Origin of the sequence: Streptomyces sp. NPDC003456 (assembly GCF_042878735.1) — a bacterium.
Lineage (GTDB): Bacteria > Actinomycetota > Actinomycetes > Streptomycetales > Streptomycetaceae > Streptomyces.
Genome location: NZ_JBIAOK010000002.1, coordinates 1033205 through 1048183, shown reverse-complemented (window position 1 = coordinate 1048183; position 14979 = coordinate 1033205). Strand labels below are relative to the sequence as shown.

At 73.6% G+C, this 14979-nt stretch carries 14 protein-coding genes; 9 read left to right on the top strand and 5 right to left on the bottom strand.

The genetic code is table 11. The features are described from left to right. Positions 1–181: 181 nt before the first annotated feature. Positions 182–2557, bottom strand: coding sequence for a glycoside hydrolase family 65 protein (locus ACFYWG_RS10140; RefSeq protein ID WP_385420984.1), 2376 nt, complete (start codon positions 2555–2557; stop codon positions 182–184). A gap of 171 nt (positions 2558–2728) precedes the next feature. Further along, the gene (locus ACFYWG_RS10135; protein WP_383503864.1) at positions 2729–3601 is read right to left on the bottom strand and encodes a universal stress protein; all 873 of its coding nucleotides are present in this window, start codon (positions 3599–3601) and stop codon (positions 2729–2731) included. A gap of 419 nt (positions 3602–4020) precedes the next feature. Here ACFYWG_RS10135 and ACFYWG_RS10130 point away from each other — a divergent pair, with 419 nt between their 5' ends. Genes ACFYWG_RS10130 through hypE form a run of 8 tightly spaced genes read left to right on the top strand, consistent with a single transcriptional unit; the run spans position 4021 to position 11357 of the window. Continuing rightward, positions 4021–5184 (top strand): 4Fe-4S dicluster domain-containing protein, encoded by a 1164-nt coding sequence (locus tag ACFYWG_RS10130; protein WP_389200481.1) that lies wholly within the window; start codon positions 4021–4023, stop codon positions 5182–5184. After that, a complete protein-coding gene (locus ACFYWG_RS10125; RefSeq protein ID WP_383503866.1) occupies positions 5181–5639 on the top strand; it encodes a Crp/Fnr family transcriptional regulator in 459 nt (152 codons plus the stop codon). The genes ACFYWG_RS10130 and ACFYWG_RS10125 overlap by 4 nt, the downstream gene beginning before the upstream one ends. Further along, positions 5636–6454: an FAD/NAD(P)-binding protein gene (locus ACFYWG_RS10120; protein WP_389200478.1), complete on the top strand. Its 819-nt coding sequence runs from the start codon at positions 5636–5638 to the stop codon at positions 6452–6454. Before ACFYWG_RS10125 ends, ACFYWG_RS10120 begins: the two co-directional genes overlap by 4 nt. A 1-nt stretch (position 6455) precedes the next feature. Then, a complete protein-coding gene (locus tag ACFYWG_RS10115; protein WP_389200476.1) occupies positions 6456–7214 on the top strand; it encodes an oxidoreductase in 759 nt (252 codons plus the stop codon). After that, complete coding sequence (locus ACFYWG_RS10110) at positions 7211–8542, top strand: Ni/Fe hydrogenase subunit alpha (protein WP_385420979.1); 1332 nt, start codon at positions 7211–7213, stop codon at positions 8540–8542. The genes ACFYWG_RS10115 and ACFYWG_RS10110 overlap by 4 nt, the downstream gene beginning before the upstream one ends. Before the next feature lie 18 nt (positions 8543–8560). Continuing rightward, positions 8561–9226, top strand: coding sequence for a CBS domain-containing protein (locus ACFYWG_RS10105; RefSeq protein ID WP_389200474.1), 666 nt, complete (start codon positions 8561–8563; stop codon positions 9224–9226). After that, complete coding sequence (hypD, locus tag ACFYWG_RS10100; RefSeq protein WP_383503868.1) at positions 9223–10323, top strand: hydrogenase formation protein HypD; 1101 nt, start codon at positions 9223–9225, stop codon at positions 10321–10323. The genes ACFYWG_RS10105 and hypD overlap by 4 nt, the downstream gene beginning before the upstream one ends. Continuing rightward, on the top strand, positions 10323–11357 hold the full coding sequence (gene hypE, locus ACFYWG_RS10095) for a hydrogenase expression/formation protein HypE (protein ID WP_383503883.1): 1035 nt from the start codon (positions 10323–10325) through the stop codon (positions 11355–11357). The genes hypD and hypE overlap by 1 nt, the downstream gene beginning before the upstream one ends. A gap of 203 nt (positions 11358–11560) precedes the next feature. Here the strand turns inward: hypE and ACFYWG_RS10090 are convergent, their stop codons facing one another. Next, entirely contained in the window at positions 11561–12280 is a 720-nt protein-coding gene (locus ACFYWG_RS10090; protein ID WP_389200472.1) for a CBS domain-containing protein, read from the bottom strand. Between the two features lie 223 nt (positions 12281–12503). Here ACFYWG_RS10090 and ACFYWG_RS10085 point away from each other — a divergent pair, with 223 nt between their 5' ends. Next, the gene (locus ACFYWG_RS10085; protein WP_376333034.1) at positions 12504–12956 is read left to right on the top strand and encodes a universal stress protein; all 453 of its coding nucleotides are present in this window, start codon (positions 12504–12506) and stop codon (positions 12954–12956) included. Between the two features lie 152 nt (positions 12957–13108). Here ACFYWG_RS10085 and ACFYWG_RS10080 read toward each other — a convergent pair whose 3' ends face one another. Together ACFYWG_RS10080 and ACFYWG_RS10075 are read right to left on the bottom strand one after the other, a co-directional pair. Beyond that, on the bottom strand, positions 13109–13765 hold the full coding sequence (locus tag ACFYWG_RS10080) for an OsmC family protein (protein WP_383503870.1): 657 nt from the start codon (positions 13763–13765) through the stop codon (positions 13109–13111). Positions 13766–13885: 120 nt separating this feature from the next. Beyond that, on the bottom strand, positions 13886–14758 hold the full coding sequence (locus tag ACFYWG_RS10075; RefSeq protein ID WP_383503871.1) for a pyridoxamine 5'-phosphate oxidase family protein: 873 nt from the start codon (positions 14756–14758) through the stop codon (positions 13886–13888). Positions 14759–14979 lie beyond the last annotated feature (221 nt).

The window sequence follows — 14979 nt, the reverse complement described above, 5'->3', positions numbered from 1 at the left end:
CGTTCATCGTCGGCGAACCGCTGGGGCGGGCACGGAGCACATGGGGGATGCCCCATGAACCCATGTTCGGCCAGAACCGCGGCCACCGCTCGGGCCGGGTGACCCCGGGGCGGGGCCGTCCGGCCCCTGCCGTCGGCACGGGACACCGCGAGCCGGCGCGGAAGTCCGCACGGGGGCGGACTCACGCCCCGTCGGCGAGCAGCAGGTGGCTCGTCTCGCCGGGGCCGACGCCCACGGCCCGGTCGGGCAGCCGCACGTCGATGGGCGCGCCGCTGGACGCCGGGACGGCGATCTCCAGCCGTCCGCTCTCCAGCCGCACCTTCACTCCCCAGTGCCCCTGGTACTGCAGCGAGAAGCCGTACGACGACAGCTCGGGCAGCGGCACCGGGTCCAGCCAGAGCGCCCCCTGACGCGTCTCCAGCCCGGTCAGGCCGCGCTGGACGAGGTCGAGGGTGCCGGCCATCGCCCCGAGGTGGATGCCCTCGCCCGTGGTGCCGCCCTGCAGGTCGGCCACGTCGCCCCGGAGCGCCTCCTGGCAGAACGACCAGGCCTCGCTGCGCCGCGCCCGGGCGAGGATCCAGCCGTGGACCAGCCCGCTGAGGGTGGAGCCGTGGCTGGTCCGGGCCAGGTAGTAGTCGACGGTCCGCGACCAGGTCTCCCCGTCCAGGCGGATGCCCAGGCGCTGGAACAGACCCTGCAGTTCACCGGGTGAGAAGAGGTACCCGAGCATCAGCACATCCGCCTGCTTGGACGCCTTGTACCGGTTGACGGTGTCGCCCTCGGCCTCCAGGATCCGGTCCAGCCGCCGGATGTCGTCGTACCGCTTGCGGTAGCCGTCCCAGTCGAGTTCGGCCAGCTCGCCGTATCCGTCGAACTGGCTGATGACCTCGTCGTGGAAGGGCACGTGCAGCGCGCGGGACACCGCCTCCCAGCGCTCCAGTTCGCCGTCTTCCAACGCGACCCGTTCGAGGAGCTCGCGTCGGCGCGGTTCGGGCAGGTCCCGCAGCACCTCGAGCGTGCGGGCGATGACCCAGGCCGCCGTCACGTTGGTGTAGGCGTTGTCGTCCAGGCCGGGCCGCTCGGCGTCGGGGTACGCCTCGTGGTACTCGTCGGGGCCGACCACCCCCCGGATGCGGTAGCGGCCCAGTCCGCCGTCCCAGCCGGCCGAGTCGGCCCAGAAACGCGCGATCTGCACCAGCATCTCGGATCCCTTGGTGTGCAGGAACTCCGCGTCGCCGCTGGCCTCGCAGTACTGCCACACGTTGTAGGCGATCGCCGAACCGACGTGGTGCTGGAGGTGGGTGTGGTCGGGCAGCCAGCGGCCGGAGCGCGGGTTGAGGTGCAGTCGCTGGGTCTCCTCCCGCCCGTCGCTGCCGCTCTGCCACGGGTACAGGGCGCCGCGCCGGCCCGTGGCGCGGGCGGCCGCCCGGGCCCGGTCCAGCCGGCGGTGGCGGTAGTGGAGGAGCGCCCGGGACACCTCGGGGAAGTGCAGGTTCATGTAGGGCAGGACGAAGAGTTCGTCCCAGAAGACGTGCCCGCGGTAGGCCTCGCCATGCAGGCCGCGGGCGGGCACCCCCACGTCGAGGTCGGCGGTGTGCGGGGACAGGGTCTGCAGCACGTGGAACAGGTGCAGCCGCAGGATGGCGCCGGCTTCCCCGGGGACGTCGATCTGCGCCCGCCGCCACAGCTGGCCCCACGCGGTCAGGTGGGATCGCGACAGGGCCTCGAAGCCGGGGGCGGCGCTCACCCGGTCCACGGCCGTCTGCAGGGGGTCGCTGATCGCGGGGTCGCGTGAGGTGTGCAGGGCCACCGTCTTGTCGACGGTGACGGTGCGGCCCGGTTCCAGCGCCAGGCGCACCCGCTGCACGGCACGCGGCTGCTCGTGCGTCCCGGTCACGGGTGTGGCGCAGGTCAGCCGGGCGGCCATGCCGATCCGGATGTCCGAGGTGCGCGTACGGCAGCGCAGCCACACCGTGGCGGGGTCGGCACTGCCCGCGTGGACATGGGTCAGATGGCGTCCGTCCAGACCGCGGTAGCGTCCGACACCGCCGTTGGTCACCCCGCCGTCCAGCGCCGCCTCCACCTCCAGTTCCGTCGGCTCGCCCTGCACGGTGAACTCGGTGCGCAGGGCCGCCAGGTGCGGATCGGCCATGTGCACGAGACGCTGCTGGCGGACGGCGAGGACCCGTCCTTCGTCCAGGCCGTATCGGGTGACACGCTCCAGGATCCCCGCGTCGAGGTTGAGTGCCTGCCGGTGGGCCAGCACCGGCGCGGTGTCCGGTGTGAGCCAGGCACCGCCGGGGCGCCGGAAGCGGAGCGGCAGCCAGTTCGGCAGGTTGACCATGTCCTCGTTCTCGACCCGGCGGCCCGCGACCGACGAGGTGAGGCGGTTGTAGCAGCCGGCCGCGTAGGTGCCGGGATAGTGCACGTCGTCGGCGGTGCACTCGGGCAGCGCCCCGCGGGTCGCGAAGCAGCCGTTGCCCAGGGTGCACAGGGACTCCCTCAGCCGCTCCTGTGCGGGGTCGTACCCCTCGTACTCCCAGGTCCAGGCCGTCATTCGGCTGCCCCCTTCACGGCTGAGCGGTCGAGAGGGCGGGCTCATCGGGTGTCGAGCCCGCGAGACCAGTGTCACCCGGAACGGACGACGCCCCGGTGTCCCGCGGCACGCTGTCGTCCGTGTCGCGGGACACCGGGACGCCCCATCGGCGCGCCAAGCTCCGGCGCCGTCTCAGACGTGCTGCGGGACGACGGCCACCGGGCAGGCCGCGTGGTGCAGCAGGGTGTGGCTCACCCGGCCGAGCTGGAGGCCGAAGTGACCGGACCGGCGCCGCGCGCCGACGATCACCAGGTCGGCGGCCTGCGACCGGTGCACGAGGACCTTGCGGGCCGGTCCCTCGACCGTCACCCGGTTCGTCCGCACGGCCGGATGGTCGGCCGCCACCTCGGCGACCAGGGAGTCGAGCAACCGCGACGCCCGCGCCTCCTGTCCGGCGGTCTCGTCGGTGCCGACCGGGTGGTCGGCGTACTCGCGTCCGGGGCTGCGCCAGGTGCGCACGATGTCGAGCACGCAGCCGCGCGCCTCGGCCTCCCGGAAGGCGAACCGGACGGCTTCGTGGCTGGAGTCGGGGTCACCGGCACCGAGCAGGATCCGCTCATGGGTGCCCTCGATGCCCGCCTTGTCGCCGCGCACCACGATGACCGGGCAGTACGCGCGGGCCGCGACAGCGAGCCCGACGGAGCCCAGCAGGGCCCCCTTGAGCTCTCCGCGCCCGCGCGAGCCCGTCACGAGAGCAGTGGCGTTGTCCCCTTCGCCGAGGAGCGCGGAGACCGCTTCGGCGGCCACCGCCTCGACCGACACCTTGACGTCGGGAGCGAGACGGCGGACGCGTTCCTCGGCGGAGGCCACGATGTGCTGCGCCAGTACCCGCTCCGAGGGCCGTTGCAGAGTCACCGAGGGCAGCGCACCTTCGTACCGCTCCCACAGAGATCCGTACACCAGGCGCAGCGGCAGGCCGTGGCGCACGGCCTCGTCCACCGCCCAGTCGACGGCCAGGATGCTGCCGTCGGACCCGTCGACGCCCACGACCAGGGGCAGTTCCATGATCCCCACCACCAATCCTTCGGGCTGCCACGTCGTGCAGCAGGGGCATTACTGTCACGGTCGCACGTCGGCGCCCCGGGCGGCAGGGGCGCTTCGGCCCTCACCGGGGACGTTCGGCCCAGCGGGCCGGTCGAGGCCGACCGGCCCTGCCGGCCGCACCGTCCGGGTGGTGTGCTGGAAGCGGCGGGAAGGACGAGAACAGACGCGGGGAAGCGGGCTCCGACCGCGCACCGCGCAATCCGGATCCGCGAGAAGCGGATGTCCTTCCCGCCCTGCGCGGCCTGTCCCGGCACGGACCGGGCTCACCGTCCCGAAGAGGCCGAAGGGCCCCATGTCCGTGCCCGAGCGGCCCGTGGTGGCGCACCCCCCGGGGGGAACAGGCTGGGAGCAGGGGGACGGAGAGGTACGCGGAGGGCGTCATGACGAACAGTCCGGTGGCCGGCGTCCTGGACAAGGGCGGGCTCAGCGCCCTGGTGCGGGTCCTCGCCACCCGGGGACACACCGTCGTCGGCCCGACGGTCCGGGACGGTGCGATCACTCTGGCCGAGATCGAGTCGGCCGACGATCTCCCGTTCGGCTGGGGCTCGGAGGTCGAGGCCGGCCGCTACCGCCTCGTGCCGCGCGCCGATGGTGCCGCCTTCGCCCACACGGCAGGACCCCAGTCGTGGAAGACCTTCCTGCATCCCCAGCGGGAGAGGGTGTGGAGCGCCGAGCGCGGGCCGGACGGTGCCCTTTTGGTCACCGAGGAGAAGCCGGTGCAGACGTCCTACGCGTTCCTGGGGGTGCGCCCCTGCGATCTGCGGGCCGTCGCGATCCAGGACCGCGTCCTCGCCGGCGGGCGCTTTCCCGACCGCGGATACCGGCAACGGCGGACCGGGGCCTTCCTGATCGCCGCCGAGTGCACCGAGCCCGGCGCCACCTGCTTCTGCGTGTCCATGGGCGGCGGACCGGCGGCGGACCGCGGCTTCGACCTGGCGCTGACCGAGGTCCTCGACCGGGACGGCCACCGCTTCCTCGTCCGCGTCGGCACCGAGGCGGGGCGGGAGGTTCTCTCCGCCGTCCCCCACGGCCCCGCGGACCCGCGGACACGGCACGCGGCACGAGCCGCCGTCGACGCCGCCCGGGACCGCATGGGCCGGGCCATGCCGCCGGTGGACCTGCGCACGCTCCTGGGCGAGAGCCTCGAGGCCGACCGCTGGGACGATGTCGCCGCCCGCTGCCTTACCTGCGGCAACTGCACCCTGGTGTGCCCGACCTGCTTCTGCACCACCACCGAGGAGGTCACGGACCTCACCGGTGATCACGCCGAGCGGTGGCTGCGCTGGGACTCCTGTTTCGACCTGGCCTTCTCGCGCCTTCACGGCGGGCCCGTCCGGGCCTCGGCGCGCAGCCGCTACCGGCAGTGGCTCACCCACAAACTCTCCACCTGGCACGAGCAGTTCGACAGCTCCGGCTGCGTGGGGTGCGGGCGCTGCGTCACCTGGTGCCCCGTCGGCATCGACATCACCGAAGAAGCCGCGGCGCTGCACGACGAACGTGCCGGCCGACCACGGCTCGCGCAACAGAAGGGGACGGGACGATGACCTCCACGACCACTCTCTCCATGGCTCTTCCGGCCGAGCACCGCGACCGGTTGATGAGCCTCGCTCGTGAGGTCTCCTTCGAAGCCGGTACACGCATCTTCGAAGAAGGCCGCCGCGCGGACCGGTTCTGGATCATCCGGACCGGCACCGTCCAGCTCGACCTGCACATCCCCGGCCGTAGCTCCGCCGTCATCGAGTCCTTGAGCCACGGGGAACTGCTCGGCTGGTCCTGGCACTTCGCGCCGTACACGTGGCAGCTGGGCGCCGAGACCCTGAGCCCCGTCCGCGCCTGGGAGTTCGACGCCGAGGCCGTGCGGGCCGCCTGCGCCCAGGACCCGGAGTTCGGGCGGGCCATCGCGACCTGGGTGGGCCGGGTCGTGGCACACCGGCTCCAGGCGTCCCGGATCCGGCTGCTCGACCTGTACGCCCCCTACGGGAGCGGGCGGTGGGCATGAACGCCGTTCCCGTCCCCCACCTGGTGAGCGGCGTGCGGCGCGAGACGGCCGACACCGTCAGCCTCACGCTGGCACCCGCGGGTGCGGAGCGGCTCCCTCCCTTCGCCCCGGGGCAGTTCGCCATGGTGTACGCCTTCGGGGTCGGGGAGATCCCCGTCTCGGTCTCCCGCATCGGGCAGGGGACGCTCGTCCACACCGTCCGCTCCGTGGGGGCCGTCTCGGCCGCACTGTGCGCGCTCCGCCCGGGCGCGCAGGCCGGTCTGCGCGGTCCGTTCGGCACCGGCTGGGAGCTGGAGCAGGCGGCCGGGCAGGACGTCGTGGTGGTCACCGGCGGCATCGGCCTGGCCCCGTTGCGGCCCCTCGTCCTCGCCGCCGCCCGGGGCCGCACGGCCTACGGTCGGCTGAGCCTCCTCGTCGGAGCGCGCGCGCCGGAGGACCTGCTCTACGGCGGCGAGCTCCGGGTCTGGACGGACCCCCACGGCCCCGTGGACTGCCGTGTCACCGTCGACCGCCCCTCCCCCGGCTGGCGCGGGCACGTCGGGGTCGTCACCACGTTGCTGCACACCGCGCGTTTCACCCCGGAGAACACCACGGCGTTCGTGTGCGGGCCGGAGGTCATGATCCGTGCCACCGCCCGCGACTTGGTGGACCGAGGAGTCCGCGCGGACCGCGTCCGTGTCTCCCTGGAACGCACCATGCGCTGCGCCACCGGGACGTGCGGCCACTGCCAGCTCGGCGGGGTGCTGATGTGCCGCGACGGTCCCGTGATCGGCTGGAACCGGGCCGAGCCCTTGCTTGCGGTCAGGGAGTTGTGAGATGTCCTCCGTGCCGACCCTCGCCGTCTTCAAGCTCGCGTCGTGCGACGGCTGCCAGTTGACGCTGCTCGACTGCGAGGACGAGCTGCTGGCACTCGCCGGTGAGGTACGCATCTCCCACTTCCTGGAGGCGTCCAGTGCGGTCGCCCCGGGGCCGTACGACCTCGCTCTCGTGGAGGGCTCGGTGACCACCGCCGCGGACGTGGAGCGGGTCCGGGAGATCCGCGCGCGGTCCCGCCGCCTGGTGACGATCGGGGCCTGCGCCACCGCCGGCGGCATCCAGGCGCTGCGGAACTTCGCAGACGTCGAGGAGTTCACCCGTGCCGTGTACGCCCGGCCCGATCACATCGACGCGCTCGCCACCTCCACGCCCGTCTCGGACCACGTGCGCGTCGACTTCGAGCTGCGCGGCTGCCCCGTCGACCGGGCGCAGCTCCTCGAAGTGATCACGGCCCACCTGGCCGGCCGCGCGCCGGACATCCCCGATCACAGCGTGTGCTTCGCCTGCAAGCGCCGGGGGATCGTCTGCGTCACCGTGGCCCACGGGACGCCCTGCCTGGGTCCCGTCACGCACGCCGGGTGCGGTGCCCTGTGTCCCGCGTACGGTCGCGGCTGCTACGGCTGCTTCGGCCCCTCGGGGTCGCCGAACCTGCGTGCGCTGATCCCGTTGCTGCACCGCGACGGCATGGACGACAGGGCGGTCGAGCGCCTGCTGCGGACCTTCAACGCCTCCGCCTTCGACAAGGAGGTGCGGTCATGACGCACCGCGGCTCCCGCGTCCTGCGCGTCGGTTCGCTCTCCCGCGTGGAGGGCGAGGGCGCACTCCACCTGCGCGTGGCCGGCCGCCGGGTCGAGGAGGCGCATCTGCGGATCTACGAACCGCCGCGGTTCTTCGAGGCGTTCCTGCGGGGCCGTGCTCACACCGAGCCGCCCGACATCACCGCCCGCGTGTGCGGGATCTGCCCCGTGGCCTACCAGATGAGCGCGTGCCGGGCGATCGAGGACGCGTGCGGTGTCACCGTCGATCCTGCCGTCGGTGCCCTGCGCCGGCTGCTGTACTGCGGCGAATGGATCGAGAGCCACGCCCTGCACATCTACCTGCTGCACGCACCCGACTTCCTCGGCTGCGCCGGCGCGGTTGAACTCGCCCGTACCCGGCGCGCCGACGTGGAACGGGGGCTGCGGCTGAAGCAGGCCGGCAACGCGGTCGTCGAACAGCTCGGCGGGCGGGCGATCCACCCCGTCAACGTCCGGCTCGGCGGCTTCCACCGGGTACCGGCACCCGACGAACTCCGGCCCTTGCGGGAGCGGTTGCGGCGGGCCGCCGACGACGCCCGGGAGACGGTCGGCCTGGTGGCACGCTTCGACTTCCCGGACGCTTCCCTCGACGCCGACTTCCTGGCTCTGGCCGCTCCCGCGACGTACGCGATCGAGGACGGCACGCCCTGCGTGGTGAGCGGTGACGGCTCCCGGCGCCGCTTCCCCGTCGGTGACTTCTCCCGCCATGTGCGCGAGGAGCAGGTGCCGCACTCGACCGCCCTGCACTCCCGCCTGGACGGGCGGCGCCACCTCACAGGTCCGCTCGCCCGGTTCGCCGTCAGCGGCCGTCTGCTGCCGGGCGCGGCACGAGAGGCGGCCCGCGACGCCGGCCTCGGCGATCCCGCCCTGGGCGCGGTGTGCCGCAATCCCTACCGTTCGGTGCTGGTCAGGGCCGTGGAGGTGGTCTACGCGGTCGACGAGGCCCTGCGGATCATCGCCGCCTACGAGCCGCCGGCCCGTCCCCATGTCGACGTGCCGGCGCGTCCGGGCACGGGGCACGGGGCCACGGAAGCGCCGCGCGGCCTGCTGTACCACCGGTACCGGCTGGACGCCGAGGGCACCGTCGTCGACGCGGTGCTGGTGCCGCCCACCGCGCAGAACCAGGGCGCCATCGAGGACGACCTGGCCCGCACCGTCGGACGGGCGCTCGCCGAGGGCGAGCCCACCGACGAGGAACTGACGCGACTGTGCGAACGGGCGGTCCGCAATCACGACCCGTGCATCTCGTGCTCCGCGCACTTCCTCGACCTGACCATCGACCGCACCTGACGCACCGAGGAGGACGCCATGGGTATCGGTCCCCACATCGTCAGTGACGTCATGACCCACACCGTCGTGGCGGTGGGCCGTGACGCCCCGTTCAAGGATGTCGTCACGCTGATGCAGGAGTGGAAGGTCAGCGCCGTGCCGGTCCTCGCGGGCGAGGGGCGGGTGATCGGTGTCGTCTCCGAGGCGGACCTGCTGCTCAAGGAGGAGTTCCGCGACAGCGACCCGGACCGGTTCACCCAGCTGAGCCGGCTGTCGGACCTGGCCAAGGCCGGCGGCATGACGGCCGCGGATGTGATGAGCACGCCCGCCGTCACCGTCCACCCCGGCGCCACGCTCGCTCAGGCGGCTCGCATCATGGCCCAGCGGAAGGTCAAACGGCTGCCCGTCGTCAACGACGAGGGACTTCTGGAAGGCGTGGTCAGCCGGGCGGATCTGCTCAAGGTCTTCCTGCGCACCGACGACGACATCGCCGAGGAGATCCGCGAGGAGGTCCTCGCTCCGCTCTTCCCCGCCACGGCGGAGCCCCTGCGGGTGGATGTCGCCGACGGCGTCGTCACACTCACCGGCCGCGTCCGGGACACGTCGCTGGTCCCGGTCGTCGCCCGCCTCGTACGTTCCGTCGAGGGCGTCGTCGACGTCGACGTGGCGCTGTCGGGCGGCATGCGGGTGAGGGACCCCGGATGAGGTATCTCGACGAATACCGCGACCCGGTGCTCGCCCGGCGACTGCTCGACGAGCTGCGGCGTACCGCGACGGCACCCTGGCGGATCATGGAGGTCTGCGGCGGCCAGACCCACACCCTGGTCCGTCAGGGCATCGACGAACTGCTGCCGGCCGGGATGCGCATGATCCACGGCCCCGGCTGCCCGGTGTGCGTGACGCCGCTGCAGACGCTGGACCGCGCCATGGCCATCGCCGCCCGGCCCGGTGTGGTCCTCGCCAGCTTCGGCGACATGCTCAGGGTGCCCGGCACGGACACCGACCTGCTGTCACTGCGGGCCCGCGGCGCCGACGTGCGGATCGTGTACACGCCGATGGACGCCGTGGGACTGGCCCGCGACCACCCGGAGCGCCACGTCGTCTTCCTGGCGGTCGGGTTCGAGACGACCGCGCCCGCCAATGCCATGGCCGTCCTGCACGCCGCGCGGCTGCGCCTGGACAACTTCTCGATGCTCGTCAGCCACGTCCTGGTCCCTCCGGCCATGACCGCCCTGCTGGAGGACCCCGACTGCGAGGTGCAGGCCTTCCTCGCTGCGGGGCACGTGTGCGCGGTGATGGGCTGGCGGGAGCTGGAACCGATCGCCGCCCGCTACCGGGTGCCGATCGTCGTGACCGGCTTCGAACCGCTCGACCTGCTGGAAGGGATCCTCATGGCGGTCCGCCAGCTGGAGCAGGACCGCCACGAGGTCGAGAACCAGTACGTGCGGGCCGTACGGCGTTCGGGCAACACCGAGGCGCAGCGCGCGGTGCGTACCGTGTTCCGCGTCACGGACCGGGCCTGGCGGGGCATCGGGCAGCTGCCCGGCAGCGGCCTGGAACTGGCCGAGGAGTTCACGCGGTTCGACGCGGCGCGCCGGTTCGACGTCGGCCGGCTGCACGTGGCCGAGGACGCGGAATGCATCGCCGGCGCCGTGCTCAAGGGCGCACGGCTGCCCACGGACTGCCCCGCGTACGGCACCCGCTGCACGCCCCGACACCCGCTCGGCGCGCCGATGGTCTCCGCCGAGGGCACCTGCGCCGCCTTCCACGCCGCCGGCCGCACCAAGGAGGTGCTTCCGTGATGACCCTCGCCTGCCCTACTCCGCATCACGAGGACGACGTCGTCCTGCTCGCCCACGGCGCCGGGGGCCGGCTCACCGCGGAACTCCTCGACACGCTGGTGCTGCCCACGCTGGACGGGCAGCACGGCGCCCTGGAGGACGCGGCCCTGCTGCCCGGGCACCCGGACCTGGTGATCAGCACCGACAGTTTCGTCGTCAGCCCGCTGTTCTTCCCCGGCGGCGACATCGGTTCCCTGTCCGTGCACGGCACGGTCAACGACCTGGCGATGCGGGGAGCGCGCCCGATCGCCCTGTCCGTCGCCCTGATCATCGAAGAGGGGCTGCCGCTCGGGCAGTTGCGGGACGTGCTGGGTTCCCTGGGCAAAGCGGCTCGTGAAGCCGGCGTGCCGGTCGTGACCGGTGACACCAAGGTGGTGGGCCGCGGCGCCGTGGACAAGATCTTCGTGAACACCACGGGCATCGGCCAGCGGCATCTGGCCCTGCGTCCGTCCGCGGCGCTCGCCCGGCCGGGGGACGCCGTGCTGCTGTCCGGTCCGATAGGGCTCCACGGCACCACGGTGCTGTCCACCCGCGAGGGGCTCGGCTTCGAGAGCGACATCGTCTCCGACAGCCGCCCGCTGCACCGTCTGGTCGACGCCCTGGCCCCCTTCGGACAGCAGGTGCACACCCTGCGCGACCCCACCAGGGGCGGACTCGCCGCGGCCCTCAACGAGATCGCCCGCGACGCGTCCGTCCCGGTCGAGATCGACGAGGAGGCGGTACCGGTCCCCCGCGCCGTCGCCGCGGCCTGCGACCTGCTGGGACTCGACCCCCTCGTCGTCGCCAACGAGGGGTGCCTGGTGGCCTTCGTCGCCGCGCCCGCCGCCGACGGGGCGCTCGACGCCCTGCGTTCGCTGCCGGAGGGCCGGGAGGCGGCGCGCATCGGGCGGGTTCTCGCGTCCGGCGCCGAAGGCAGGGTCACCCTGCGCACCCTGGTCGGGGCGCGCCGGGTGGTGGAGATGCCGCTCGGCGAGCAACTGCCGCGCATCTGCTGAGCCGGCCCGCCGGTGGTCTGCCGGTGGTGAGGCAGGTGGTCTGCCGGTGGTGAGGCAGGTGGCCTGCCGGTGGTCCCGCCGGTGGCCTGCCTGCGGTGACAGGTGACCGGTCGCCTGCCGGCGGTGACGCAGGTGCGCGGCCGGTGCCCGCCGGCCGCGCACCCGGTGTGGTGCGCACATCCGCCACCGCTCCCGGACGGGCGTCACACGCTGGTGCGGGAGGCCGGCCGCTCGGAGTCCTCCTGCTGCGCCAGGTCCGGTTCGAGGGCCGGGCGGTGCGGAGGCCCGGTGAGTTCGCCGCGGACGTCGACGACGCCTTCGACGGAGCGCACCAGGCGCAGGACCAGAGGGACGACGGAGGTGTCGCGGACGCGGCCGGTGAGGCGGACGACTCCTTCGCGGACGGCGACGTCGATCCCTTCGAGGCCGTCGGGCAGCCGGCCGGCCAGCACGTCCCTGCGCACCTCCTCCTCGATGGCCTCGTCCGGGCGGAGGAACACCCGGAGCAGGTCGGAGCGGCTGACGATGCCGCGCAGCACGCCGTCGTCGCCGACGACCGGCAGGCGCTTGACCCTGCGCCGGGCCATCACGCGGGCGGCCGTGCCGAGCGTCGCGTCCGGGTGGACGGTGACGGCCGGCGCGGTCATGAGGTCCGCCGCCGTCACGGCCCGCGCCTTGTCCAGGCCGGCCGGGGGCCGCGCCCGCTGCCCCCTGTCCGGGGCGCTGTCGCGGAACTCCTCCTTGCGCAGCAGGTCGGCTTCGGACACGACGCCGATCACCCGGTTCCCGGTGTCGACGACGGGCAGCGCGCTGATGCGGCGTCCCTCCATCGTCCGGACGATCTCCTTGAAGGCCGCACCGGCGGCCAGAGCGACGACGGTTCGCGTCATCACGTCGCTCACGGTGTACACGGTGCCGTGCATGACGTCCTCCCAGGCACGCGGCGAGGCTTGCGACACCTACAGCCTCGCTCACGGCTCGCGTGCCGGCATGGGCCGAACGGCCCGGCGCCCGGGTCGCGCCGCCACGGCATCGGGGGACTCCTCCGGGCCGGTCGGCCCTACTCCCGGCGTGCTCTCGGGCGCGAAGCTGGAGATGACCGGGGGGGCTGCATCTCCTGGGGGGCGACTACTGAGTGAGGCGACCATGGAATCCTCGGAGCCGGTGCCCCGGCTGGTTGTGGGTGTGGACGGATCTCCTTCGTCCCATGCGGCATTGCGGTGGGCCGAGCGCTACGCCCGGATGACCGGTGCCGTGGTGGACGCCGTCCATGTGTGGGACACGCCGTCGAGCGTCGGATACAGCGGACCGGCGATCGATCCTGATTTCGATCTCCAGCAGGCGCGGGAGCGTGTCGCGAAGGAGCTGGACGCCGTCTTCCCCGGTGCGCGCCCGGCACGGTTGCGGAGCCACCTCGTCGAAGGGGACCCGTCGGAGGTGCTGATCCAGGCCTCGGACGGGGCCGAGCTCCTCGTCGTGGGCCGCCGGGGCCGGGGTGCGTTCGCCCGGGCGATGCTCGGTTCCGTCAGCCAGCGCTGCGCCCAGCACGCGCCCTGCCCCGTCGTCGTGGTCGGGCAGCAGGCGGATCCCGCGCACTGAACAGGACCGGGCAGCCACCTTGCGAGCGGCTGCCGGGAGCGTTCCACGCCCCGGCGGCCGCATCCGTGACCCGGACCGGCCCGGGCCCGGGCCACCGCCGCTCCGCGGACGCGCGTTCCCATGGCGGGCCGGCGGAACCCCGGCCGCCGTGTTCACCGGGTTCCGGGATCGGCATCGACGGTGGCCGGGTGCTCGGGTCCGCACCGCACGTCCAGTTCGATCTCCGGGGCCCGGGCGAGGGTGTCGGTCACGGCGCAGTGCGCGACCACCGTTCGCAGTGCCGCTGCCCGTTCGGGCTCCAGAGCAGGGGCGTGGACGGTCAGCGTGAGGGTGTCCACGCGTGCCGGCCGGTCCTCGGCCATGCGGTACTCCGCGCGGACGGCGAGCCCGTGACGGTCCGCGCCGTGGCGGTCGAGGAAGCGCCCCGCGCAGTGGGCGGCGCAGGAGGCGACGGCGGCGACCAACAGCTCCACCGGTGCGGGCGCCGTGTCCTTGCCCCCGTCGGGCAGCGGCTGGTCCACCGTCAGCACATGGCCGCGGACCCGTACCTCGAAGGCGTCACCGGCGATCGGCACCACGTCCACCACGCCGGGAGGGCCGACGGGTCGCGGGTCCACCGCCTCGGCCTGGAACAGCAGCAGCCCGGCCAGCCGCCGGGCCTCCTCCGCCGTCAGGGACGCCCACAGCTCGCCTTCGTCGTGCGCCGCGAACGAGGTGTCCAGGACGACGCGCCCCATCGAGGGCGGCAGACCCTGCGGGGCGAAACGGGTGACGTTGATGGTGCGTCCGCACCGCGTTCTCAGGTTCATCTCGGCTCCCCTGTCGCCTGCGTCCGCCGTACCGGCCGGACGCGTTCCGGTGCGTTCGGGTGCACCGGCGGCCCCCGGGCCGAACGGCCCCGCTCGGGAGCCGAACGGTCTCCGGGACGCTCAGACTTCGTCGGCGGGGGCGATGCGCCGTCCCGTCAGCCGGTCGATGCCGATCGACACCCACAAGGTGCGCCCGCCTCCCACCCAGGGGGGAGTGTGCGCCAGCTCGTCGAGCCGGTGGATCTCGTCGGGATCGCCGACGGCGCGGGCACGGCCCCTCAGCAGCACGCTCCAGCCCTGGCCCATCGCGTCGTCGACGTGGTCGACCTCGAATGCCACGTGGTGTCCCACCGCACCGGCCGGCGCCGTCCCGGGCGCGGTGCGGAAGACGACGGCCTCGTCGACGACGTCGTAGTTGACGGGGAAGACCGCCGGCCCGTCGGCCGTGGTCAGGGAGATCCGCCCCACCCCGTGCGTCGAGAGCAGCGCCCGGCATTCCCGCTCGTCGAGAGGGACCATGCGGGGACGGAGAAGTGCCTGTCCCTGTCCCGGAGGCCGCTCCTGGTCCCCGCCCTGCAGTTCGAGGAGCGTGGTCCCGAGAGCGTCGGCCAGGCGCAGCAGGGTGCCGAGGCCGGGGTCCGAGGCGTGCGTCTCGAGGTAGTCGAGGTACTGGGGCGACATGCGCGCGCGGCGGGCGGTCTCCTCCAGGGCGAGGCCCTGCCTCTTGCGCGCCCGGGCGAGGCGCCGGCCGAGGTCGCCGGGCGCGGCGGCGGCCGCCGTCTCCGTCTCGGCGGTGGCCTGCGCGCTCGTGCTCTCCTGGATGTGGGCGTCCGGGCCCGGAAAGACCAGGGTGACGTCGCCGGTGTCGGACCAGCGCACGTCGTACGGCGGTGTCCCGTCGTCATGGTGCAGGCCGATGATCTCCCCGTCGCGCCGGACGACGCCGGTGGCCGGGCTCTCCACGATCAGCCGGTCGCCAAGGTGGGCGTGCATGGCCGTGCCCTCTCCGTCGGCAGCTGTCTTCCTCCAGCATCACGCCGGCACCCCCCGTCCGCACCAGGGCCCGGAGGTCCCCACCGTTGCGGGACGTATGGCCCCTCGGTCTGCACCGAAGCCCCCAGCCGACGCGGGTGCACGCGGAGCAGGCTGAAGGTGAGAACCCATGCGGAGGACCGCCGGGCCACGCGCGGCGCGGCGGCCGCGGACCCGAGGGA